Origin of the sequence: Pseudoalteromonas sp. D15MCD-2, assembly GCF_038562745.1 — a bacterium.
Taxonomy (GTDB): Bacteria; Pseudomonadota; Gammaproteobacteria; order Enterobacterales; family Alteromonadaceae; genus Pseudoalteromonas.
In genome coordinates, this window is the sequence record NZ_JBCFQE010000001.1 from 3,264,936 (window position 1) to 3,289,711 (window position 24,776).

21 protein-coding genes and 1 tRNA gene are annotated in these 24,776 nt (G+C 42.4%); 3 read left to right on the forward strand and 19 right to left on the reverse strand.

Annotated elements, in window-relative coordinates; all coding sequences use genetic code 11:
• Positions 1 to 8: 8 nt before the first annotated feature.
• The 3 genes from AADY36_RS14975 to AADY36_RS14985 all read right to left on the reverse strand — a co-directional run bounded on the left by AADY36_RS14975 (position 9) and on the right by AADY36_RS14985 (position 4,440).
• Entirely contained in the window at positions 9 to 2,678 is a 2,670-nt protein-coding gene (locus AADY36_RS14975; RefSeq protein ID WP_342409282.1) for an SLBB domain-containing protein, read from the reverse strand.
• A gap of 126 nt (positions 2,679 to 2,804) precedes the next feature.
• Positions 2,805 to 3,584, reverse strand: coding sequence for a DUF481 domain-containing protein (locus AADY36_RS14980; RefSeq protein ID WP_342409169.1), 780 nt, complete (start codon positions 3,582 to 3,584; stop codon positions 2,805 to 2,807).
• 37 nt (positions 3,585 to 3,621) lie between these two features.
• Positions 3,622 to 4,440, reverse strand: a complete 819-nt coding sequence (locus tag AADY36_RS14985) for a mechanosensitive ion channel family protein (RefSeq protein ID WP_054563554.1) — start codon at positions 4,438 to 4,440, stop codon at positions 3,622 to 3,624.
• Between the two features lie 279 nt (positions 4,441 to 4,719).
• On the opposite strand from AADY36_RS14985, the gene AADY36_RS14990 reads away from it, so the two are divergent.
• A tRNA-His gene (locus tag AADY36_RS14990) sits at positions 4,720 to 4,795 on the forward strand.
• A gap of 1,075 nt (positions 4,796 to 5,870) precedes the next feature.
• On the opposite strand, the gene nagP is transcribed toward AADY36_RS14990, so the two are convergent.
• Both nagP and AADY36_RS15000 read right to left on the reverse strand, forming a co-directional pair.
• Positions 5,871 to 7,157: an N-acetylglucosamine MFS transporter NagP gene (gene nagP / locus AADY36_RS14995; protein ID WP_239963982.1), complete on the reverse strand. Its 1,287-nt coding sequence runs from the start codon at positions 7,155 to 7,157 to the stop codon at positions 5,871 to 5,873.
• A 602-nt stretch (positions 7,158 to 7,759) separates the two neighbouring features.
• Complete coding sequence (locus AADY36_RS15000; protein ID WP_342409170.1) at positions 7,760 to 10,408, reverse strand: family 20 glycosylhydrolase; 2,649 nt, start codon at positions 10,406 to 10,408, stop codon at positions 7,760 to 7,762.
• Between the two features lie 113 nt (positions 10,409 to 10,521).
• Between AADY36_RS15000 and AADY36_RS15005 the strand changes: the two genes are divergently transcribed.
• Positions 10,522 to 10,698 carry a hypothetical protein gene (locus tag AADY36_RS15005; protein ID WP_342409171.1) on the forward strand — a complete coding sequence of 59 codons (177 nt, stop codon included), beginning with the start codon at positions 10,522 to 10,524 and terminating at the stop codon, positions 10,696 to 10,698.
• Between the two features lie 53 nt (positions 10,699 to 10,751).
• Here AADY36_RS15005 and AADY36_RS15010 read toward each other — a convergent pair whose 3' ends face one another.
• The 10 genes from AADY36_RS15010 to AADY36_RS15055 all read right to left on the reverse strand — a co-directional run bounded on the left by AADY36_RS15010 (position 10,752) and on the right by AADY36_RS15055 (position 19,314).
• Complete coding sequence (locus AADY36_RS15010; RefSeq protein ID WP_342409172.1) at positions 10,752 to 12,179, reverse strand: NAD-dependent succinate-semialdehyde dehydrogenase; 1,428 nt, start codon at positions 12,177 to 12,179, stop codon at positions 10,752 to 10,754.
• A gap of 359 nt (positions 12,180 to 12,538) precedes the next feature.
• Entirely contained in the window at positions 12,539 to 12,877 is a 339-nt protein-coding gene (gene fdx, locus AADY36_RS15015; RefSeq protein WP_054563549.1) for an ISC system 2Fe-2S type ferredoxin, read from the reverse strand.
• Positions 12,878 to 12,888: 11 nt separating this feature from the next.
• Positions 12,889 to 14,751, reverse strand: coding sequence for a Fe-S protein assembly chaperone HscA (hscA, locus tag AADY36_RS15020; protein ID WP_055020911.1), 1,863 nt, complete (start codon positions 14,749 to 14,751; stop codon positions 12,889 to 12,891).
• A 47-nt stretch (positions 14,752 to 14,798) separates the two neighbouring features.
• The gene (gene hscB / locus AADY36_RS15025; RefSeq protein ID WP_054552503.1) at positions 14,799 to 15,326 is read right to left on the reverse strand and encodes a co-chaperone HscB; all 528 of its coding nucleotides are present in this window, start codon (positions 15,324 to 15,326) and stop codon (positions 14,799 to 14,801) included.
• 78 nt (positions 15,327 to 15,404) lie between these two features.
• A complete protein-coding gene (gene iscA, locus AADY36_RS15030; protein WP_054552502.1) occupies positions 15,405 to 15,728 on the reverse strand; it encodes an iron-sulfur cluster assembly protein IscA in 324 nt (107 codons plus the stop codon).
• Positions 15,729 to 15,739: 11 nt separating this feature from the next.
• Positions 15,740 to 16,123, reverse strand: coding sequence for a Fe-S cluster assembly scaffold IscU (gene iscU / locus AADY36_RS15035; RefSeq protein ID WP_054552501.1), 384 nt, complete (start codon positions 16,121 to 16,123; stop codon positions 15,740 to 15,742).
• Positions 16,124 to 16,163: 40 nt separating this feature from the next.
• Positions 16,164 to 17,381 carry an IscS subfamily cysteine desulfurase gene (locus AADY36_RS15040; protein ID WP_054552500.1) on the reverse strand — a complete coding sequence of 406 codons (1,218 nt, stop codon included), beginning with the start codon at positions 17,379 to 17,381 and terminating at the stop codon, positions 16,164 to 16,166.
• A 22-nt stretch (positions 17,382 to 17,403) separates the two neighbouring features.
• A complete protein-coding gene (gene iscR / locus AADY36_RS15045) occupies positions 17,404 to 17,895 on the reverse strand; it encodes a Fe-S cluster assembly transcriptional regulator IscR (RefSeq protein ID WP_054552499.1) in 492 nt (163 codons plus the stop codon).
• A 192-nt stretch (positions 17,896 to 18,087) separates the two neighbouring features.
• Entirely contained in the window at positions 18,088 to 18,810 is a 723-nt protein-coding gene (trmJ, locus tag AADY36_RS15050) for a tRNA (cytosine(32)/uridine(32)-2'-O)-methyltransferase TrmJ (RefSeq protein WP_054563546.1), read from the reverse strand.
• 156 nt (positions 18,811 to 18,966) lie between these two features.
• A complete protein-coding gene (locus tag AADY36_RS15055) occupies positions 18,967 to 19,314 on the reverse strand; it encodes a four helix bundle protein (protein ID WP_251603179.1) in 348 nt (115 codons plus the stop codon).
• A gap of 275 nt (positions 19,315 to 19,589) precedes the next feature.
• On the opposite strand from AADY36_RS15055, the gene suhB reads away from it, so the two are divergent.
• Positions 19,590 to 20,393 (forward strand): inositol-1-monophosphatase, encoded by an 804-nt coding sequence (suhB, locus tag AADY36_RS15060; RefSeq protein WP_054552496.1) that lies wholly within the window; start codon positions 19,590 to 19,592, stop codon positions 20,391 to 20,393.
• 33 nt (positions 20,394 to 20,426) lie between these two features.
• Here suhB and AADY36_RS15065 read toward each other — a convergent pair whose 3' ends face one another.
• The 4 genes from AADY36_RS15065 to secF form a co-directional block, all read right to left on the reverse strand.
• Positions 20,427 to 21,257 carry a substrate-binding periplasmic protein gene (locus AADY36_RS15065; RefSeq protein WP_342409173.1) on the reverse strand — a complete coding sequence of 277 codons (831 nt, stop codon included), beginning with the start codon at positions 21,255 to 21,257 and terminating at the stop codon, positions 20,427 to 20,429.
• A gap of 84 nt (positions 21,258 to 21,341) precedes the next feature.
• Entirely contained in the window at positions 21,342 to 23,132 is a 1,791-nt protein-coding gene (locus AADY36_RS15070; RefSeq protein WP_342409174.1) for a GGDEF domain-containing protein, read from the reverse strand.
• An 87-nt stretch (positions 23,133 to 23,219) separates the two neighbouring features.
• Complete coding sequence (locus tag AADY36_RS15075) at positions 23,220 to 23,771, reverse strand: hypothetical protein (RefSeq protein WP_342409175.1); 552 nt, start codon at positions 23,769 to 23,771, stop codon at positions 23,220 to 23,222.
• A gap of 56 nt (positions 23,772 to 23,827) precedes the next feature.
• Entirely contained in the window at positions 23,828 to 24,775 is a 948-nt protein-coding gene (secF, locus tag AADY36_RS15080) for a protein translocase subunit SecF (RefSeq protein ID WP_054563541.1), read from the reverse strand.
• Between the last annotated feature and the right edge of the window lies 1 nt (position 24,776).

The window sequence follows — 24,776 nt, forward strand, 5'->3', positions numbered from 1 at the left end:
CTATTAAATTAAATACTGCTAATAGCGGCTACTGCTACACCCAACTGATATACGATTTGTGTTGCTGTACTCCACAAGGTTAAGTTATCCATGTAATCTGAATTCAGAGGTACAACAATGGTATCACCCGCTTCAAGTGTGTTTGTGTCATTTACAGCAAACCAACTACCAGTAGATGGAATTTTCACAGAGCCGTTTGCTTTGATGATATAAATACGCTCATCAGCTGCGCGCTCTTTTAAGCCGCCACTAAGGTCAATGTAATCGTCAACTGTGATACCTTGTTTGAATAAATGCGAGGTTGCATAATTAACTTCACCTATAACACTAATTGAATCACGCTTACTTGGTACATATAAGGCATCACCATCTTGTAAAACGAGCTTTTGCTTATCTTCAACAATTAATGGTAAATCAATGACTAGTCGACCTACAGCCTCAACACTTGAGAGATCATTTAACAGCTTATTCATTTCATCATAAGACAGAGTACTGCTACTTACTGAGTTTTCGAAACTTTTTGACGCAATATCACGGCGCAAATCTTCAGAAAGTTTTGCAAGTTGCTGTTGCTCTTGTTTGCGAATTGCTTCACGAGTGAAGATAGCAGCATTAGGCGCGGCAAATTCAGAAAAACCACCTGCACGTTCAAGTAAATTGCTTAATGTTTCGCCACGACGAATTGTGTAAACGCCAGGGAATTTAACTTCCCCTCTTAATTGAACTTTCACATTCTCTTGCCAGTTAGGGATAGAAAAAATATTTATACTATCTTTACTTCGTAATGCGATATTTTCACCATTATTACCTAGCATTGCTGCTTGCAGGTTAAATTTAATGTGTTTAACCTTTGACGCATCACCATTCATTATGCGAGTGATCTCAGCTTGCTCTGTGTAAGCAGATTCAAGTAAACCACCTGCAGCAGCTATTAAATCGTTTACTTCACTATTAACTGTAAGCGGATATACACCTGGGTAGGTTACGTGACCATTAATTTCTACAAGTTGCATCGCCACAGAAACTGAAGCTTGTTGTTTAAGTTTTGAAATAATTGGCTTTAATAAGCTGTAACGACTAAATACGGCATAATCTTCTGGTGATAATTCCTTGGTACCACTACCCAATCTACCCTTAGAGATATCTTCAATTGATTTTGCATTGTCGCGTTCTAATTTAGGACTATCAACTGAATCTGTAACCCCAATATATTTTTCAAATTCTCTTTGCTGGTATTCGTGCCATTGCTTGACTTTATATTGCTGCTGTTGCTGCTCTTCGGTAAGCGCCATATTCGCAAGAGCACTTTCTTCTGCTTGTTTTTCCTGGTAACGGCTAAACACAAATAATTTATCGTTAGCTTTCAGTTCTAGATCATGCTCAGCAGCTTTAACTATCGCTTGTGCTATATCAAATTGAAAAACTTGAATATCGCCTGCTACATTAACTTCACGAACAAGTAATCCGTATCCTAAGTCAGCCTGAGGCAGCAAGTCACCACGCACTGAAGTTAGAACGTCAGAGATGTGTTTACCTTGATGCCATTGATAATGACCCGGACGTGCAACGGCACCAATTAAACTAATACTGTTTTGATATTGGAAGCTCACTGGATTAAAACGAATACGATCGCCATCGCGAGGAGTGTAGTTAATTTGATTGCTACTAAAGTCAATTGATAATACTTCTTTCATATTATTGTTATTGAAGCGTTCAACAATTGCTTTTTTAGCGTAAGCTTGCGGCTTTAAACCACCCGCCATTTTTAATAACTGTTCTGCTGTTTCACCTTTTTTAAGCTCAAAAATAGCAGGACGTTTTACCAAGCCTTCAACAGCGACTTGTGAACCAACAGATGGGATAAAAACTACATCGCCTGGTTTTAAAATAATATCGTTACTGCTATCACCATTGATTAATAGATCATACAAGTCAAAGTTTGCAACAACCTTACCCGCACGTTTAACTTGAATATTACGTAGTGAAGCGATATCAGATACCCCACCACTAACAAATAGTGCATGCGATACGGTAGTCAGTGATGAAACAGAATAACTACCCGGTTTGTACGCTTCACCAAGCACTAGCACACGAATGCTTCGAAGTTTGCCTACTGAAACAAATGCTTTAATACCAATTACTTCTTGTTCAACTTTTGCTTTGATTAACTCTTTGACTTCTGCAAAAGTCAGACCCGCCACTTGAACAGGACTTAAGTTTGGAATGCTGATACGCCCTTCGCGGTCAACAACAACCTCATAGCTCTCGCTTTCTTTACCGTAAAAGTTGATATTAAGAGTATCGCCACGACCAATTAAGTAGGTGTCGGGAACTGCCGCATTTTCGCTTGGCATAAATGATGTAGGCTCGCCAGCAAATAAGTCGTAACCAAAAGGCTTTACTTCATCAACTTTTGGAGCAAAGCGTTCTTCATCAGTTAATGGCTCGTCATTTTGCTCTAGACGAGGTTGAACTGTAGGTTCTTGCTCAGCAGATTCACTTGAAGACTTTTTACCTGTAATGGTCGATAAGTCGACACCATATTGCTTTGCTAGCGCTTCTTGCTGTGCTCTAGGAAGCTTTTTAAATTGTTCGATTTGTGCGGCTGTAGGGGTAAAAGCCAATACTGATGCGGAAGTTAACAGCAAAAAAGTAATGAAGAGTCTTTTAAATAACATCACAGGTAGGGATATCCATAGTTCTACAGTCAAAAAGATTGTCTATTCTACCTGAAAATTACAGAAATAAAAAAGGGACTTTCGTCCCTTTTTGTCATTAAATTGTCAACAGAACGATTTATTTAGTTAAAAACTGTAAACTAGCGTTAGTGACGTTTCTGTATCTGTGTTTTCTTTATCATCGGCAACATCTGAGTTGTGGGTGATGTTGTAAGCTACTTTCATTTGTAGTGAGCCGTTGATCTTAGCAAGGATTGCAGACTCTGAACGCGTTTTAGTGTTGGTATCACCATATTCAACTGATACTAATTGAGTGAAACGCGCGCTGTCTGAAATTTGCCAGTTGTAGTCAACTTTACCTAGCGCGATTACTTCACCTTCACGCTCACCAGCAAGTGAATCACCGTTATCATCAACTTCAGTGCTATCATTCGGATACTGGAAGTACTTATAACCAGGACCGATTTCAGCGTTAAGCCACATATCAGAACGGTCGATTAGGCGTAAACCATAACCCGCTGAGATAACTGACTCATGGCGATATGCACCAAAGTAATCAGATACGTGCGAGCCGTAGATGAATAAGTGTGAATGCTTTTCGTTTAACTTATAGTTACCTTGTGCTGAGATTGAGTACTTTTCGTTAGTACGCTGTGTTTCTTTAACACCTTGATCGTTTTCGATCTCATCTTCTTTGTAGATGCCGTCTAACTTGTACTCGTTATTCCAGTTTTCTAAGTTATGTAAAACCTTAACACCACCTTTTAGAGTTGTTGTTTCAGTGTTACCACTTGTAATAATGGCACCTAGTTCACTGGTTACATCCCAAGTTTTGGTTTCATCTGCTGCGAATGCGCTAGTTGCAGCGCTTGCTGCAACTAGAATTGATAATGCTTTTAATTTCATTAAAAAATAACCTTTACTACTTGTACGTTAGACTTAATTAGTCTTCTTTGTGCAAATGAACATCCATTTGCGGGAATGGGATTGTGATGTTGGCATCGTCTAATGCGATCTTAATGTTTTCCATTAAATCGAAATACGTTGGCCAATAATCAGCAGAGTTAACCCAAGGGCGAACTACAAAGTTTACGCTTGAATCTGCAAGCTCAGATACAGCTACTGTATATGCTGGGTCTTTTAGTAAGCGCTCTTCTTTATCTAAAACTGATTTAAGAACTGCTTTTGCTTCTTTAAGATCTGCATCGTAACCAACACCGATTACTAAATCGATACGACGAGTTGATTCACGAGAGAAATTTGTAATTGGGCTGCCCATAATTGATGAGTTAGGCATGATAATTACTTTGTTGTCTGGTGTACGTAATTCTGTAGAGAAAATTTCGATTTTCTTAACTGTACCCGCTTTACCACCTGCTTCTACATAGTCACCTGATTTGAAAGGACGAAGTAAGATGATTAAAACACCTGATGCAAAGTTAGATAATGAACCTTGTAATGCTAAACCTACTGCTAAACCAGCCGCACCTAAAATAGCAATGAATGAAGTAGTTTCAATACCTAATTGAGATAGTGCCATTAAGATTGTTGCAGCAAATACAATTGCATAGACAATACTAGCAACAAATGAACCTACAGCTTTATCGACTTTCTTTTTATCAAATGCTTTTTCAGTTAAGCCTTCGCAGAATTTAGCGATGCGACCACCGATGAAGAAAATGATTAGCGCTAGAACCGCCTGAACGGCGTAATGTATGATTAAACCTGAATTCTCGTTGATCCAGTTCATTATTGTATCCATGTTCTCTCCTGAAGTTCATTTTTAGCATAACGCTGTACAAATTATATATGATCTTTGGTTAAAAAATCATTAAATTACGCGTGAAACTACGAAATGAGTATTTGCTCAATTACAAAAACCGCAAGTCTAATCTGCGAAACTGAACGCGAGCTGACCAGTGATGGTTTTCTGAATTTTCTGAGGTAAATAAGTTTTTTCTACTTTTTTCAATTTAGGGCTTCACAAGCCAACCTTAATTATGTAATATGCGCGCCACACCAAACGAGGTGTATCTCAGTGGCGGCTGTAGCTCAGTTGGTAGAGCCCCGGATTGTGATTCCGGTTGTCGTGGGTTCAAGCCCCATCAGTCGCCCCACTTCTCCCCCTTTGTAAATTTTTTTATTTTCTTAAATATTTTATACTTTAATCTCAAGACTTAGTTTTATCTTCAATACCTGTTTTCAGTTCTAAAAGCCGTCAGCTGTCAGTTTTGAGCCGAACTGTGTTGTTTGATCGCAATACATTCCGCCTTCAGATGGGTGTTGAATGTAAGACGCGCCAAGCAAGCGTGACGCCTCCGAGATGCGAGATGCAGGGGAATGTAGGCGTGAAATTTATTTCGCGCGAAATATTAACAGCAGTGCCGTGTTTGAGGCGCGCCAAGCAAGCGTGACGCCTACGATGTAGGAGGTACTTTAGTGCCGAGGTAATTCACGGCTAAAGCCGTTCCTACGAGACAAGAGATACAAGGTGCGAGGTGCGAGATATTGTAGGCGTGAAATTTATTTCGCGCGGAATGTTAGCAGCAGTGCCGTGTTTGAGGCGCGCCAAGCAAGCGTGACGCCTACGATGTAGGAGGTACTTTAGTGCCGAAGTCTTTAAGGATAATTCACGGCTAAAGCCGTTCCCACGAGATGCGAAATATTGTAGGCGTGAAATTTATTTCACGCGAAATGTTAGCAGCAGTGCCGTGTTTGAGGCGCGCCAAGCAAGCGTGACGCCTACGATGTAGGAGGTACTTTAGTGCCGAAGTCTTTAAGGATAATTCACGGCTAAAGCCGTTCCCACGAGATGCGAGATGCAGGGGAATGTAGGCGTGAAATTTATTTCGCGCGAAATGTTAGCAGCAGTGCCGTGTTTGAGGCGCGCCAAGCAAGCGTGACGCCTCCGATGTAGAAGGCACTCTAGTGCCGAAGTCTTTAAGGGTAATTCACGGTTAAAGCCCTTCCTACGAGACAAGAGATGCGAGGTGCGAGATATTGTAGGCGTGAAATTTATTTCGCGCGAAAGCCTAGCACCTAGCCCCCTAATACCTAGCGCCTAATTTTTTCAAACCCCAAACAAAAAAATGCCACCTTTCGGTGGCATTACACACGGGATTATTTCTATTTACTAGAAATGCTTTTCAAAGTTCAAGGCAGTGCGCTTTACACCCAACCTCAAACTCATAATTACTTCCAACTTTTCATCTTATGACCTTTAACAGCATAGAAAAGTATGAATAAATAACAAGGCAACATCACAATATAAGCCATTTGTTGTGCTTCTGCGCTTTTTACGCCGCCACTTGCTAAGCCCCAAAATAATGGGCCGAACGCTCCACCAGCAATACCCATAACGAGCAGACCAGAGCCTACACTAGTTAGCTTGCCTAAACCAGATAATGCTAACGGCCAAACTGCCGGCCATACAATGGCATTAGCAAAGCCTAGCACAGCAATGAGCAATAAGGTATCAGGCAGTACCGATTTTAGGCCAAATAATGTTGATATAAATACAGTTTCATTGCTACCTGTAACAATCGCTAGAGTTAACACACAACCCAATACCGCTGAAATTGTCAGCGCTGTTTGCTGCGATAACACTCTTGGGATAAGTAAAATCCCTAAAAAGTAACCTAGCACCATGCAGCCCATGGTGTATGATGTCATAACACTGTATTTTTCAACACCTAACGACAACGCAAAACTGCCAATGGTATCACCAGCAATTACTTCAACTGCCACATAAACAAAAAGTGCCACAATCCCTAAGGCAAGACTCGGATGGCTCAGCGCTTCTTTTACCTGCCCTGGTTTTTGTTCATCAACATCGTCATCAATTAACTCGGGTAATGGCATTTTAGTCACCGCAAAGCCGAGTATACCAATAAAAATAGCCATCCCTAAATACGGTAAAATTAAGCCATTGGCCATTGCGTCAATATCAGTTTGGCTGAGCTCTTTACCTACAAAGCCTTTAAAATCGCTGAGTATCAGAGCAGTAAATACAATCGGTGCTACAACACCCGCACCTTTATTTAATATACCCATAATACTAACGCGAGCCGCAGCTGATTCTTCGGGGCCAATTCTTACTACGTATGGGTTAACCGCTGTTTGTAATAACGTTTGCCCAGCCCCCATAACAAGCTGCGCGAATAAAAACAGTGCAAAAATTTGCGTTTTTGCAGCAGGAATAAACAGTAGACCTGCCACCATCATGGTCGCCATACCCAGCGCCATACCGTTTTTATAACCTACCTTTCTGATGATCATCGCCGAAGGTAGAGCCGTAAAAGTCACGGCGATATAAAACGAGAAAATAATCAGCGATGCCTGAAAAGGTGAAAGCTGCAAAATTTGCTGTAAAAATGGCATCAGTGAACCATTCAACCACGTAGCAAAACCCAGTATAAAAAACAGCGTGGCAACAATCGCCATGGGCACAACACTGCTTTGTTTATTCGTTTCAGACATAACATTTCCTATAACAGCACAGTTCGACTCTTCAGCGCTGCTCATTCAGATGATTATATAAAAGAGATATTAAATATTTATAACACTATCGCAACAAAAATGACAGCGCTGACATATTTCTTTTAAGTGGTTTCTAGGAGCCGTCAGCTTTCAGCTGTCAGTTTTGAGCCGAACAGTGTTGAATGTAAGACGCGCCAAGCAAGCGTGACGCCTACGAGATACGAGATACGAGATACGAGATACGAGATACGAGATACGAGATGCGAGATACGAGATGCGAGATGCGATATGCGAGGTGCGAGATGCGGGGTGTTGTAGGCGTGAAATTTATTTCGCGCGATATTTTAAGATTAGCCGTCAGCTTTCAGTTTTGAGCGAACGGTGTTGAATGTAAGACGCGCCAAGCAAGCGTGACGCCTACGAGGTGCGAGATGCGAGATGCGGGATGCGGGATGCGGGATGCGGGATGCGGGATGCGAGGTATTGTAGACGTGAAATTTATTTCGCGCGAAGTTTTTAGGCCGCCAGATTTTAGTCAGACGCGCAAGCAAAAATGACGCCTACGCTTTGCTGTAGGCGTCACATTTATTCATCACAAAGCACTACTCACCTACAACTGTGACGCGACTGGTTTGTTTTGCGTTTAAGCGGGTGCGTAGCGCAATTTTTGCATTGTTATCTACCTCCACTGGCTCAGCGTAAGTTTGCCAGCTTTGGCCGTTGTCTAGGCTGTATTCAATGCTCAAATAAGCAAATGCGCTGTTGGCATACAGCTTACCATTTTCAATCACACCACCTGGTACCGGTAAATGCAGATCAATGCCATCTTTGGCTAATTTATCAAGCTCTTTTAAACCGACAGCACTTGAGAACTCAGCCCAGTCTTTTGCTTGTTTTTTACTATCGACGTTTTCGCCTTCCCAATCGGCTTTATGCCATGCGCGCTCTGCCACTGACAGAATACGCGGGAAGATCATGGCTAATACTTGCTCTTCAGTGCGGATTGTTTCTGACCATACCTGACCTTGCATACCCAAAATATTCTCTGGCTTTTCAAGTTTAGGTAACGGGCGACCCACCAACGCTTCTAAATTAACGATTGGCTCACGGGTGCGGGTGTAATCAGCATTGGCATACACGTCATCAGGCATGTAATTAAAGGCTTTTTTAGTATCTGTGTAACGAGTGGCCCAGTAATAACCACGCTCTTCAGGGCTTGCTTCGTATGGGTGGTCAAAGTACAAATGCGTACCGTGTGATAACACCACTTGATAACCAGCATTTGCTAGGCGGTATGCTCTATCGGCAACGCCCCATTCCCAAATGTTATCCCAAGTATTAACGGTGAAGGTTTTGTTAGGGAACTCATCACGTTTAAACGAGTTTTCACGGTCGTACATGATGCCATCTTCCCAAATCCCCGGAGAAATACCGCGTTTTTCAAGTAAGGTTGCAACACGTTGTGTGAAATAAGGTTTTAAATCAGCCGGGCCAGCTACACCGTTATTAGGATCAGCAAATAACGCCTGACAGATTGGCGAGCCTATCCATGAACCAGCACCGACTTCATCACCACCAATATGCAGGTTCTTTAACTGCACACCTGCTTCGCGGTACATCTGCTGAAGTTCATAAGTTACTTTATCTAAAAATGCGTAGGTAGAGTCCATACACACATTCATTGAGTTATCTTTGTAGTTTTGTACCGTCATGTACACAGAGGTATCTTTAGGATCTGTAAGCAAGTATTGCGTTGCTGGCCCCATATCTATGTGTTGAATTTCTTTGTTTGCAGAGCGCGTTTTAATGTTGTTTTTAGCGGCTTTCTTAGCTTCTTCTAACATGTTGTGATAACGCGCTTCCATCGCTTTGATTGAGGCACGTGCATGGCCAGGACCTTCAACTTCAGGGATGATTTGAATGTGGCGGTCTTTCGCAAACTTTAATAACTCAACAAACTCATCACGTTTCAAATAACCGTTGCCAGAGCCTGATTTAAATGGCCCTGTGCCAAGCTGAGTTAATAAGCACTCGCGCTCTTCTAAATCAAAGCAGCGATAGCCACCAACGTCTGTGAGCTCTGGTAAACCAGGGATCTCAAGTCGCCAACCTTCATCTTCTGAAAAGTGCCAGTGTAGCTTATTCATTTTATAACGAGCCATTTGCTCAACCAGCTTGAACATGGCTTCTTTGCCATGATAGTTACGACCATTATCGTAATGCATACCACGCCAACCATAACGCGGTGAGTCTTCAAGTTCTAACTGCGGTAAACTAGCACTGCCTTGGCTATTTGCAGGAATGAGGTTCAATAAGCTTTGCATCGCATAAAACACACCAGCGTTATCGCTACCTACGATGGTGATCACTTCATCATCAATCTCTAGAGTGTAGCTTTCAGCTTTTGCATTATTGAGTTTAGGGTCAACTTTTAAGCGAATTACTTTGTCTTTACCGACATCGATATGATCAGGCTGTGCTTTAAGGCTAATGCCATAGTCATCTTGTAAGTCTTGCATAAACACCATAACTTCGTGCTTAAGCTGGCCTTGATAACTGATTTGCCAATTATTGTTTAGCGTCGCGCTACCTCGATTAAAATCGACTTTACGAGGCTTAGGGATAATACGCTTTAAAGCATCCTCTTTACTAACCGACACCTTGTCAGTGCTATTACGCTCGAAACGTACTTTTGCCGTTGCTAAAACCGATAAATCTTTTGGCTCATTGTAACGGCGTAACTGATTTTCACGGGTAAATGGCGTCACAAACTGTTTAAAGTCTTCAGTGTCGGTGTTGGCAAATACGGCTGGTTTATTCTTACCCGAAACAAAAAATGCCCGTGGCATAAAGTCACTGTAAGCAACAATCCATACTTGCGCGTCAAACGGCAACTCTAAACTTTCACCTGCGGCTAAACCTTTAAATGAACTCGTTGGTACGATGCGATGCAAGTCACCATTAACGTGTTCAATGTTTAGGCCCGCGACATGCTCGGTTGAGATTTTACGAACGGAGTGAATATAAAGCTGCCAGTCGCTCTCGCCTGCAGGTAACGCCACATCAGAGCCATTATTGAGGGTAATTTTTCCTAAAAAGCCCGCATCTTTATTACGAAAGTTATCTTCTACCGAAAACAGCAGGTCGGTACCTTTCGCAAACTGATCAACTTGCGATTGAGTTAATGCTGCACTTGCCATTAAAGGCGCAGTCGTTAGCATTACCGCGAATAGTGACTTCTTAAAACCCATTACTTTCTCCTCGTTTAAGCCCTGAGTGTACGGTATTTCTGCGTACTATTTTTCATTTTTGTTAATAATTCGTTCCTATCATATAAAAACTAAAATGACAGCGCTATCATTTTGTGAAAAATAAAGGTGAGGAGTTAGCTATCAGCTATCAGCTATCAGCTATCAGCTATCAGCTATCAGCTATCAGCTATCAGCTATCAGCTATCAGCTATCAGCTATCAGCTATCAGCTATCAGCTATCAGCTATCAGCTATCAGCTATCAGCTATCAGCTATCAGCTATCAGGCTGACGGCTGACGACTGACGACTGACGGCTGACGGCTGACGGCTGACGGCTGACGGCTCAAACCTTAACACAAAGATACTTCTCTTCTAGGTACTCATCTAACCCTTGGTGGCCGCCTTCTCGGCCTAAGCCTGACTGCTTAACGCCGCCAAATGGCGCTACGGGATTTGAAATAAGACCTTCGTTAATACCAATCATGCCGTATTCGAGTGCTTCGCTTACGCGATAAACTTGCTTGATGTTTTCACTATAAAAATACGCAGCTAAACCGTAAGGTACGTCGTTCGCAAGCTGAAGTACTTCTTGCTCATCATCAAAGGCGATTATGCTGACTACAGGGCCAAACACTTCATCATGATAGATATCCATCTCAGGGGTTACATCGGTTAAAATTAATGGCGCTTGAAAGCTACCTTCAAGCTCGCTGTTGTCACCGATTAACGACGCCCCTTTATCTACCGCATCTTGCACAAGCGTTTGTACTTTCTCTTTTGCCTTAGGGTAAATTAATGGGCCAATATCTACCCCGTCATCAAGACCATTACCTACCTTTAACTCAGCTACTTTGTCTGTGAGTTTTTCGAGCACCGTTTCAAGCACTGAGCGCTGAACAAAAATTCGGTTAGCGGCAACACAGGTTTGTCCTGCGTTTCTAAATTTAGCCCCCATAAGGCCAGCAACCGCCTCATCTAAATCGGCATTATCGAAAATAATGAACGGTGCATTGCCACCAAGTTCCATCGATGTTTGTTTAATGGTTGAGGCGCACTGCGATAGTAACTGCTTACCTACACCGGTTGAGCCTGTGAATGTGAACTTACGCACTCGCTCCGACTCGGTCATGATCTCACCCACCATTTTTGCGTTTTCGGAGACCACTACGTTCAGCGCACCTTTTACAAATCCAGCCTTATCAGCAAGGTAGGCTAAGGCAATAGCGCATAATGGCGTATGCTCCGAAGGTTTAATCACAAAACTACAACCCGCGGCATAAGCTGGTGCCACTTTACGGGTGATCATAGCAATCGGGAAATTCCAAGGGGTAATACCAGCCACCACACCGATTGGCTGTTTTATCGTTCTTAAACGATGCTTGCTGTCGGTAGCAGGGATCGTGTCGCCATAACTGCGCTTTGCTTCTTCGCTAAACCACTTAATAAAGCCAGCACCGTATTCAACTTCGCCCAGGGCTTCTTTTAAAGGCTTACCCTGCTCTTTGGTCATTAGTTCAGCGAGCTGTTGCTTGTGCTCAATGACTAAGTCGTACCAACGGCGTAACGTTTCACTACGCTCGGTTGCGGTTGTTTGCTTTAATTTGCTAAATGCCTCGTCAGCACTTTTTATTGCTTGCTCAACGCCAGCCTCATCAATATTAGAGACCTGCGTAATTGCTTGTCCAGTTGCGGGGTTATCTACACTAAAACGCTGGCTCGTAGAGTAAAAGTCACCGTCGATAAACGAATCAGAAAAAACCAAATCAGACATAGAACCTCCAAGTAAAAGCTATCAGCTATCAGCTATCAGCTATCAGCTATCAGCTATCAGCTATCAGCTATCAGCTATCAGCTATCAGCTATCAGCTATCAGCTATCAGCTATCAGCTATCAGCTATCAGCTATCAGCTATCAGCTATCAGCTATCAGCTATCAGCTATCAGCTATCAAAAGCTTAAGAAAATCGGGAAATAAATGTAAAGCTATTGCTGTTCAAAAACACTAATAACTGAACCACCCTCTCGTTCTGCTAAAAACTGACGGCTGAAAGCTGACAGCTCTAAAAAACAAAAAACCGCTGTAGAGACCAAGCAACTACAGCGGTTTTTACGAAATCAAAGCCGTTAAAAATTAATGCTCTTCATTAACGATATTGAGATTATACTTTGGAATTTCAACCACTAAATCTTCATCTTTGATCACCGCTTGGCAACCAAGGCGTGACTCAGGCTCAAGACCCCATGCTTTATCTAGCATGTCATCTTCTAGCTCATCGCTCTCATCTAAAGAGTCAAAACCTTCACGGATGACTAAGTGGCATGTTGTACACGCACATGATTTTTCACATGCATGTGGAATGCTAATACCATTCTTTAGCGCTACATCTAATACCGTTTCACCTGCAGGAGCTTCAATAGCAGCGCCTTCTGGGCATAACTCTTCGTGTGGAAGAAAAATAATTTGTGGCATACCTTACCTCGTTAAACTTCGTCTACTGACTGCCCTTGCAGCGCTTTTTTGATTGATGCATCCATTCTGCGAGCAGCAAATTCGCTACTTGCATTGTCTACAGCTTCAATCGCTGCTTTAATTTCTGCAGGTGTTGTTGCGCTTTCGCGTACGGCAACAAGTTTAGCAATTTCTGCTTTTAACGCACCTAATTCTTGTTCATCAAGTAATGCACTGTCGGTTGCCAGTGATGCTTCAAGCGCTTCAACTACACGTAACGCTTCAACTTGCTGCTCTTTAAGCATACGCGCTTGCATGTCGTCTTTCGCGTTAGTCATTGACTCTTTAAGCATGTTTGCAACTTGGTCGTCCGATAAACCAAATGATGGTTTGACCTGAATTTCAGCTTGCACACCCGTTGATTTTTCCATTGCCGATACACTTAATAGGCCATCGGCATCAACTTTAAAGGTTACGCGAATGTGCGCAGCACCTGCTGCCATGGCCGGAATACCTTTTAAGCTGAATTTAGCCAATGAACGACAATCATCAACTAGCTCACGCTCACCTTGTAATACATGCAGTGACATTGCCGTTTGACCATCTTTGAAAGTAGTAAACTCTTGTGCACGTGCAACAGGGATCGTAGTGTTACGTGGAATGATTTTCTCAACCAAGCCACCCATGGTTTCAAGACCTAGCGACAGTGGTAATACGTCTAATAGCAACATGTCTGAATCTGGCTTATTGCCAACCAATACATCTGCTTGCAGTGCTGCACCTAGTGCAACTACGCGATCTGGGTCGATAGAAGTCAGTGGCTCTTTATCAAAAAATGCAGCAACTTGAGAGCGTACAATTGGCATGCGAGTCGAGCCGCCAACCATTACAACTTGTAATACTTCTTCGTTCTCGATACCAGCATCTTTTACTGCACGGCGACAAGAGCGTAGTGTTTTCTTCACAAGGCTAAGAGCTAGCTCATCAAACGTTTCGCGGGTAACTTCAACCTTGTGGCTTTGACCATCAAACTCTAAACCAACATTTACAGTTTGGTATTGGCTCAGCGCTTCTTTACACGCTTTTGCTTTATTGATGAATAAACGCAATACCGATGCAGAAAGCTCGCTCACACCAGTTTGTTTTTTGAAGTAATCAACTAGTAGCGAGTCAAAATCGTCACCACCAAGGCTTGAGTCACCGCCTGTAGCAAGTACTTCGAATACGCCTTGGTGTAAACGTAAAATAGAAATATCGAAGGTACCGCCACCTAAATCGTACACGGCGATAATGCCTTCTTGGCCTGAATCAAGGCCATAAGCTACAGCCGCAGCCGTTGGCTCGTTTAATAAACGTAAAACCTTGATACCTGCAAGCTCTGCAGCATCTTTAGTGCTTTGACGCTGAGCATCATCAAAATAAGCTGGCACAGTAATAACAGCGCCTAAGATGTCTTGGCCTGCAAAGCTGTCTTCTGCGCGCAGTTTTAATGCTTTTAAAATTTCACTCGATGCAGTAACAGGGCTAATTGCACCCGCAACCGTGCTGATTGCTAATGAGCCATCATGCTCACAAAATTCATACGGCAGTTGACCATAGCTTTTTTCGATTTCAGTCTGAGTTTTACCTAAAAAACGCTTAACCGAGATTAGTGTGTTTGCAGGGTCTTGAGTAGCAGCTGCTGCCGCTCGCTCGCCAACCACAATGCTATCTGCTTGGTATTGCACTACCGATGGTAGCATCGCGTTGCCTGCTAAATCAGTTAGTGTGCGCGCTTCGCCGCTTTGCACTGTTGCAACTAACGAGTTAGTCGTACCAAGGTCAATACCGACTGCTAATTTGTGCTCATGTGGTGCCGCGCTCTGCCCCGGCTCAGCAATTTGCAATAATGCCATAATGCTCTTTTTAAACTCTTAAATAGCTGTTGTGTAACAACTAACGATTAATCATCAAATAAACTGTCTTCAATACGCTCTAGTTCATCGCGTAACTTATAAACAAACTTCAATTTACGAATATTGTCAGCGGCAGCTTGCCATTGTTGCTCATCATTACTTGCCAGCTGAGCGGCTAATTCACTGCTGTATTGTTTATCGAGCTGTTTAATTTGCGCTTCAAACTGGGCAATTGCTGCATCAGGATCTGCGGCATTTTCAAGTTCTTCTAATTCTTCACGCAGCTCCATTTGCTGCATTAAGAATAGCGGGTCTTGTAATGTTTGTTGCTCGGCGCGAATATCAACACCAAGCTCGCTTAGCATGTACTCAGCACGTTTTACCGGGTGTTTTAAGGTTTGTAATGCATCATTGATTTCTGCTGCATTTTGCACAGCAAGTAATTTATCACGGCTGCTAGAGCTTGCGTGGCGATCTGGGTGAACTGCACGTTGCAGCTCAAGGTAGTGTTTATTAATAGTCGCTAAATCAATGTTGTAATCTACTGGAATTGCAAATAACTCAAAGTAACGCATTACATAATCCAACTCGGTAAACAGGAAAGAACAAAGCCCTACATAGGCAGGGCTTCAAGCAAAGAAAGTTTTATAAGCTTAAACGGTGAAGCTTTCGCCGCAACCACACTCATCGGCTTGGTTCGGGTTGTTAAACTTAAACCCTTCGTTCAAACCTTCTTTGGTGTAATCAAGCTCAGTACCATCAATGTAGACTAAGCTTTTAGCATCAACGATCACTTTCACACCACGGCTTTCAAAAATTTCGTCGCCGTCTGCTAACTCATCAACAAATTCAAGAACATAAGCAAGACCTGAACAGCCCGTCGTTTTAATGCCAACGCGTAGGCCAATGCCTTTGCCGCGATTTGCTAAAAATGATTCTACGCGGTTTGCTGCCGCATCTGTCAATGTCACTGCCATGAATTTATCTCTTACTTCGCTTGTTTGCTTTTGTAGTCAGCAATTGCTGCTTGAATCGCGTCTTCTGCTAAAATTGAACAGTGAATTTTCACTGGCGGTAATTCAAGCTCAGCACTGATATCAGTGTTTTTGATTGTTGCAGCTTCATCTAATGTTTTGCCTTTTACCCACTCAGTTACAAGTGAAGAAGAAGCGATTGCGCTACCACAACCATATGTTTTGAATTTTGCGTCTTCAATTACACCTTCTGGTGATACTTTGATTTGCAATTTCATTACGTCACCACATGCTGGTGCACCCACCATACCTGTTGCAACTGACGGATCATTTTTGTCTAAAGCACCCACGTTACGTGGATTTTCAACATGATCGATTACTTTATCACTATAAGCCATAATACTATCCTCACTACCTGCTAGCGGCGGCGATCACTGATTAGTGATGCGCCCACTCAACTGAATCTAAATCAATACCTTCTTGATGCATTTCCCATAGAGGAGACATCTCACGTAAACGGCCGATCGAGTTTTTGATTAGTTCAACGGTGTAATCAATCTCTTCTTCAGTCGTAAAGCGGCCAATGCTGAAACGAATTGAGCTGTGTGCCAACTCGTCATTACGGCCTAATGCACGTAGTACATAAGAAGGCTCTAAGCTTGCTGAGGTACAGGCTGAACCTGATGAAACAGCAATGTCTTTAACAGCCATTAATAACGACTCACCTTCAACAAAGTTGAAGCTGATATTTACAATACCTGGAACTGAGTGACTTGGTTCACCATTGAAGTAAACTTCGTCCATATCAGCCATGATGCCATCGATCAGGCGCTTACGAAGTGCGCTGATGTGTGCATGGTCTTTTTCGAAATCTTCTTTAGCGATTCTAAATGCCGCACCCATACCAACTAATTGGTGAGTAGCTAGTGTGCCTGAACGCATACCACGCTCATGACCACCACCGTGCATTTGCGCTTCTAAACGTGCGCGAGGCTTACGACGAACATAAAGTGCGCCTACACCTTTCGGGCCATATACTTTGTGGCCAGAGAACGACATGAAATCTACTTTTAACTGTTGCACGTCGATAAGTACTTTACCTGCGCTTTGTGCAGCATCTACGTGGAACATAATTTTGCGCTCACGGCACATTTCGCCGATTGTCGCGATATCTTGGATAACACCTAGCTCGTTATTTACGTGCATTACGCTCACAAGTACTGTGTCGTCACGCATTGCAGCTTCAAGCTTTTTAAGGTCAAGTAAACCGTTTTCTTCAACGTCCATATAGGTTACTTCGAAACCTTGACGCTCTAGTTCACGACACGTATCAAGCACTGCTTTGTGCTCTGTTTTAACAGTGATAACGTGCTTGCCTTTCTTCTTATAGAACTGCGCAGCACCTTTAATTGCTAGGTTGTTTGATTCTGTAGCACCTGAAGTGAAAACAATTTCACGTGGGTCAGCGTTGATCAGATCAGCAATATCTGTACGTGCTTGATCAACTGCTTCTTCTGCTTGCCAACCAAAACGGTGTGAGCGTGATGCAGGGTTACCAAAATTACCGTCCATAGTCAGGCATTGCATCATTTCTTTTGCCACACGTTCATCAACAGGCGTGGTTGCTGCGTAATCTAAATAAATCGGTAACTTCATTTCTCTCTCCGCTTTCGTCAAGCTACAGTTGACAGCTTACTTGAATGTTTTCCAGTTGCTTAATTGCATTGTTGATGCTGTTATCTTGGCGCGATGCGACTTCTTTCACATCTGACTTTTCCACCAATTCAGCAAGGGTAATACTATTTAAAAACTCTTCGATACGTGCGCTTAAGTCCGACCATAAGGTATGAGTCAAACAACGCATGCCGCTTTGGCAGCCACCCGTTGCATTGTGGCAACGTGTTGCATCAACAGACTCATCAACGGCGTTAATCACATCGCCGACAGAAATTTCGTTCGCTTCTCGACCTAATAAATATCCGCCACCTGGGCCACGCACAGAGGTCACAAGGCCGTTTTTACGTAAACGGGCGAATAGTTGTTCAAGATAAGATAACGAAATCTCTTGGCGTTCAGAAATATCGGCAAGAGGCACTGCACCCACATTTGTATGTAGTGCAACATCCAACATGGCGGTTACTGCGTATCTGCCTTTTGATGTTAACTTCATGGAGCCCCCGATGTTACTGCACGCTAAGGTGTGCAAATTTTAATTACCAGACCAAAATAGTCAAGTATTATCACTTGATAAAAATTGATACTTGCCATTGATAAAACCGAATACTTGACAAAAACAGTCAAGTACTAGGTACATTGTAATTACCTGAGTAATTTAGTCAAGTATTATACTTATAACCTGTGATTATTTAATAGACTTATTAATAGAGGTAAGAATACCGCGTAAAATGTTCATCTCAGCTTCTTCTGGACGTGCGCGGTTAAATAAGCGACGTAGTTTAGTCATCACCATGCCAGGGTGTTGCTTGATGATAAAACCTGTGTCGTTTAGCGTTTGCTCTAAATGCTCGTAGAACAGCTCTGTTTGCTTGGCATTTGGGTAGGTTGCTTCGTCTTCTTCTTGTACTTTTGGCTGTTTATTTAGATATGCCATACGTGTTTCATAACATAGCGTTTGCACGGCCATTGCTAGATTTAGTGAGCTGTATTCAGGGTTTGCAGGAATACATACGTGGTAGTTACATTGTTGTAGCTCTTCGTTCGTTAAACCACTATTTTCACGACCAAACACGAGTGCAACAGGGCCATGTTCAGCCTCAGCCACTAATTTTTCACCACATTCACGCGGCTCAACCATAGGCCAAGATAAAGTACGTGAGCGTGCGCTGGTACCAATTGTTAAGCCACAATCAGCAATCGCATCTGCCAGTGTATCAACAACCACTGTTTTACCTAAAACATCAGTTGCACCGGCCGCAAGCGCACTCGCATGACTGTCAATTTCACAAGCAGGATCAACAAGATATAAATTTGATAAGCCCATCGTTTTCATAGCACGTGCCGCTGAGCCAATATTACCAGAATGTGATGTGTTAACTAATACGATACGAATATCATCAAGTGTCATTGCGTTGTTACTTACTGAAAGTCAAAAATTGCGGGGATTATAACATAGGTATTGGGTATCAGCTATCAGCTATCAGCTATCAGCTATCAGCTATCAGCTATCAGCTATCAGCTATCAGCTATCAGCTATCAGCTATCAGCTATCAGCTATCAGCTATCAGCTATCAGCTTCGATCTTATGAATAAGAGATGTCAACATTTTTGATAGCTCTTCCGTTTCACTCACCCAAGCTCTACCGATGGCAGCATCAATGTATTTAATCTCAATTCCGATATAAATTTGCGTTCGTGTTTCTGCTATTGACGATCTTGATATATCTAAAAAACGCACCCGTTCTTTATTGCTGATTCTGGCCATACCTTCTGCGATGTTACTCGGTATTGATAAACCAGAACGTGTGAGTTGATTGCGAAAACCAAAATCATTTAGATCTGTCGTTTCTTTGTAGATTTCAGCACTTAATCTTGCGGAACGCTTCCATACCTCTAATTTTTCAAAGTTCATACTTGCATCCTTTTAAGTATAAAAACTTTATATAGGCACGAATTTTTCAGAATGCAAATTTCAAACTGACGGCTGACGGCTGACGGCTGACGGCTGACGGCTGACGGCTGACGGCTGACCACTAACCCCTTCTTCTGAAATTAAATCAACAACAAAATCAGAACTGTACAAAAAACAAACTAATTTATTCGAGTTTATTGTTTACTTTACGCTAGAAATCGCTAGAATACGCCGGCTTAAATATATTCGTTCTTTTACAACCCAAAGGTAATGCTATGCATCCAATGTTAAACATTGCGGTTCGCGCTGCGCGTAACGCAGGCAAAATTTTACTTCGCGCAAGTGAAGATTTATCAAAAGTTGATGTACAACAAAAAGGCACAAACGACTTAGTGACTAACATCGACAAAGAAGCTGAAGCCGCAATTCGTGATACCATTTTAAAATCTTACCCAGATCACACTATCGTAGGTGAAGAGCTTGGTGAGCATAAAGGTAAAGATGCAGATTACCAATGGATTGTAGACCCTCTTGATGGCACAACTAACTTCATCAAGGGTATCCCTCATTTCGCAGTATCTATTGCACTTAAAGTTAAAGGTCGTTTAGACCAAGCTGTTATCTATGACCCAATCCGTGGTGAATTATTCACTGCTTCTCGTGGTCAAGGCGCACAGCTTAACAGCAAGCGTTTACGCGTAACTAAAACTAACGAGTTAGCAGGTTCTGTACTTGCAACTGGTTTCCCATTTAAACAAAAGCACCACTTAGACGCATACTCTGAAGCGTTTAAAGCACTTTTCGTGCACACTGCTGATATCCGCCGTGCAGGTTCTGCTGCATTAGATATGGCTTATGTTGCAGCGGGTCGTGTTGATGGTTTCTTTGAAATTGGCCTTAAGCCATGGGACACAGCGGCAGGCGAGCTTTTAGTTAAAGAAGCAGGCGGTATGGTTGTTGATTTCGCAGGTGGTATTAACTACAACCAAAGCGGCAACATCATTTGTGGTGCACCTAAGTTAACTCAAGCAATCATTCGTGAAATTCGCCCAGTGTTAACTGAGTCACTACTTCGCTAATAGCGGGTTGTAATGTAAAAATACAAAAAGGAGCTAAGGCTCCTTTTTTTGTGGCTGAAAATAATCGTTGTCGAGTTTTACCTCTATGACTTCACCTTCTTTAAATGGCAACTTAGCCAAGTCTTCAGCAAAGTAACTGGCAAATAGCTGTTCAAACTCGCCAGTGCTTTTCATCACCTTTAGTCCTTTTAACAGGGCTTCTGCCAATTCAGGCTTGTGGTTACTGACAAAAAAGTAAAATGCCGTTGGATAGCTAATATAAAGGTCAGGCACTATAGCCAGATCGTCACTTTTGATTTGTTCCATTTCAGAAATAACCTCAATGAACGAACGCGGAAAATAATCAACTCGCCCTCTGATCACTAAGCTAAACATTGCCTGGTAATTTGCCAGCGGTCTGACTGTTAAGCCGTTTTGAGCAAGGATTTTAGTATCGGGCCAATCATGGCCTTGAATGGCACTAAACTGCGCTAAATCTTGTTTCGTTTTTAAATCTTTAAAACGCGGTAAAAACGCTCGCTTAGTTAGAAATGCGCGTTTACCAATGTAGCCTTTAAACAAAGGTACTTTAACTGCTATTGCAAGGTGTTCTCGCTCGGGGCTTGTCATACTCCAAAACACATCGGCTTGCTTTTCATCGAGCATCAGCAATGTGCGCTGTTGATGGGGGTGAACCAGAACCTCGTTGATTTCTGCTTGATAATTACTGGCACGCAAAGCTGCTGCCAGCAATTCATGAAGATAATAATCGCGTTTATACAGTGGGCGTTGTTCAATCGCTAAATTGACCACATTGTTAGCTTCTGTGGTAAGGCTGTATCCTAGGCTTAGCAATACTAGGATTGCACTACATAGTCGCTTCATTGTTATTTTTATTCATTGTGTTTTTTTTAAGCTACACCCAGTTAAACAGGGACACAAGTAAAATTAAGCGAACTTAAAATTTCTTCATGAACTGATAGATATCACTTCATCTTTTTGGCTGCTTAAACGCACCACTGCAGGGGCTGGTCGACTACGTTTACATACAAACAAGTGGCTACTCTGATAACGCTTGGCCTCTTTTTTCGCATCTGTTGCCAGCGCTGCGACTTGGTGGCTGTTAATACATAACTCTAAATCAGGCTTAACTAAACCGATTGATAATGTAAGTAGTGGCACAAACTGCTTTTTACCTTCTCGATTGCTTGCCCAATAACCCCCTTGCTCAATATGTTCTGGGGTGAAAAAGGTGCGAGACTGCAGCTCAAACTTACTAATGATGTCATGGCAAACTTGCTCTGCATCATTTTTATCAAACACCACCATAAAGTCATCACCGCCAATGTGCCCGATAAACCCTTTGCTAGTGCTACAGGCCTCTACTATTACTTCTGCAAGTAATTTTATAACGCTGTCACCACTGGCATAACCGTACAGGTCATTGAATTGTTTAAAGTGGTTTAAATCTACGTATGCGAGTGAGAACGGATAATTATTACGAAGTCTCAGCTCAATTGCTTCGTTAATCGCGACATTACCCGGCAGCATAGTAAGCGGGTTGGCATGTTGTGCATGGCGGATTTTTTCTTCGGTAATGTGTTTTAAGATATTACGCAGGGGTGCCAACCCTAAGTATTCACTACTTCGGGTGATAACAATGTGGCGTCGAATATCAAACTCAAACTCAGTAATTTGCTGACTCACCGTATCGAGTAACTCGTTTTCGTCAACGATTAACGGCTGTTTATCCATTAAAGAAGTAACTGGCTGCTTATCATAAAGCGCATGGCCATAGGGAGCGGCAAACACTTCAGTGAGTTGATCTCGGTGTAATAAACCAACAGGAATATTGTGTTCAAGTACTGCCAAGCTCGTTAAGCTTTTATCTTGCTCAAAGATACTGTGGGCATCTTTACAGCGGGTTGTTGCTTCAATGCTGGCGTGCTCGACTGCCAACCAGCCAATTGCCATAGACTGCTCAAATGCATTGCTATTATCTGATGACTCTAAGTGCTTTAAGCAGTGGATATTAATTTCGTAACTTGGCTGTAAGCTCGGCCTTTCGAGTAAAAAGCCTTGTGCATGTTGTACGCCTAAACTCTCGAGTAAACGAAGCTCCTCTGCCCGCTCTATGCCCTCTGCGATAACTTGCGTATTGGTGGCTTTTGCAAGCTCTATAATTGACTTTAAAAACTCTTTTTTAACCACACTCTGATCGCAGTGATCAATAAAGTAGCGGTCTATTTTTACAAACTCAGGACATAACTCAGACCACTGCTTTAAACCCGAATAGCCAGCCCCTAAGTCATCAATGGCAATCGAAAAGCCTAACTCACGATAATGAGCAATGGTCTTTAACAATAAAAAGCCATCATCGACTTTTTCTTGTTCTGTAACTTCAATTACTACCCGATTAGTTGCTAGGCCAAAGTGTTCAACTAGGTGTAATGTTTCACCTTTAGGATGGCAAGGGTCAAGTAAGGTTTTAGGGCTTACATTTAAAAATAGCTTGCCTTCTAGATTGAGCTTAACAAAGTTCTCAATTGCTCTACTGCGGCAAAGTAGCTCTAATTCAGAGATCTTATGGCAAGCAATAGCTGCACTGAATAATGTACTCGGCATTTCTAACTCAGACCCTTTCGGGCCGCGGCTTAATGCTTCATAACCCAAAATATGTTGATTAGAAATATCAAAGATAGGTTGAAACAAGGTCTCAATTGCACTGTTATCTAAGATCTGCTGTAGTTGTGCGTTCACCTTACACCTAGCGTTAGTAATACAAATAGGTGGGTAAATTATCAACCTTGTATGACAATTTTATGGCAAGGCTATGACGAGTGCAGATCACTCAATAGCGGTGATCAGCTCAAGCTGCTTAATGCGGGCAAAACTATCTGTCATTTTTAATTTAGCTTTTTGGTAATCACTCTGTGCTAAATCAGCTTGTTGCGCAAATTTATAAACTGCGAGCGGATTAAGTAATAACTTTTGTGCATGGTAACAGCTTGGTGCAGCAAACTCAGGTAGTTCAGGCTCTACATTAATTGTTATTACATTCTTCAACGCCTCTGTATCATCACTTTGTTGTTGCTGAAACTCTGTAGCGTCTGCCATCGCTTGCAAGCTTGCCTCACACTCTGGCAACTGTGCTTTTAGATTCAAAAACAAGCCTGTTGATGAAGTAATTAGCTTAAGCGTCAAGTCTTGTAATTGCTGAGCAGTTGATTGGTTTTGTAGTGCTTCTACAACTTGCCAAGCCAACCCTTTATAGCTGTCTAACTGCTGCTGAAGTGTTACTTCAGGTGTTTGCTGCATTTCTGTCTGTTCTGGCTCAGGCTTATCGTCACAAGCACTAAGCATTAAAAGTACAAACACGCTAAACATCAGGTGTTTCATAATTTCTCCCATAAAAAAACCGCCCTAATTAGGGCGGTTTCTTTTTGTATCACTTATTAAGGCATTGGATCGAGATCCGCACCTTCTTTTTCAATTACTTCTGGAATTAAGTCTTCTTTACTTACACCCATTGCAATTGCTACAGCTGAAGCAACATAAACAGATGAATAAGTACCGATGAACACACCAAATAGTAATGCAGTTGCGAAACCGTGGATCGTTTGACCACCCCAACCAAATAACGCAATCAATACTAGGATAGTGGTGATTGATGTTACTAGGGTACGGTTTAACGTTTGCGTTAATGAAATATCGATAATTTCAATCGTGTCATCAATACGCACTTTACGGAAGTTTTCACGGATACGGTCAGATACAACAATGGTATCGTTCAGTGAGTAACCTATTACCGCCAAAATCGCCGCAAGAATCGTTAAGTCAAACTCTAGGCCAAGTACTGAGAATAAGCCTAGTGTGATGATAACGTCGTGTAATAGTGCCGATACAGCACCGATCGCAAAACGCCATTCAAAACGAAACGCAACGTAAATTAAGATACAGATAAGCGCAGTTAACATGGCAAGGCCACCCTGCTCTTTTAGATCTTCACCAACACTTGGGCCAACAAATTCGATACGACGCATTTCTACTGTCGACTCTACTTTTTGTAATGCCGTAATGATTTGGTTACCAATTACTTCTGCTTTTACGCCAGGACCTTGCGGAGCAAGACGCACTAAAATTTCTTTACTTGAGCCAAACAGTTGCACCGAGAAATCTTCAAAGCCACTTTCAGTGATTGCATCACGAACGTCTTTAAGATCAGGTGCTTGTGTAAAGCCTACCTCAACAGCGGTACCGCCAGTGAAGTCGAGACCAAAATTCAAGCCTTTAGTAAAAAACGACACGAAAGAAGCCAATATCAACAAGGTTGATAGTGCCATGGCAAACTTTCTTAACTTCATAAACGGGAGTGTTTTACCACCGAGTTTTAAAATTTGCATG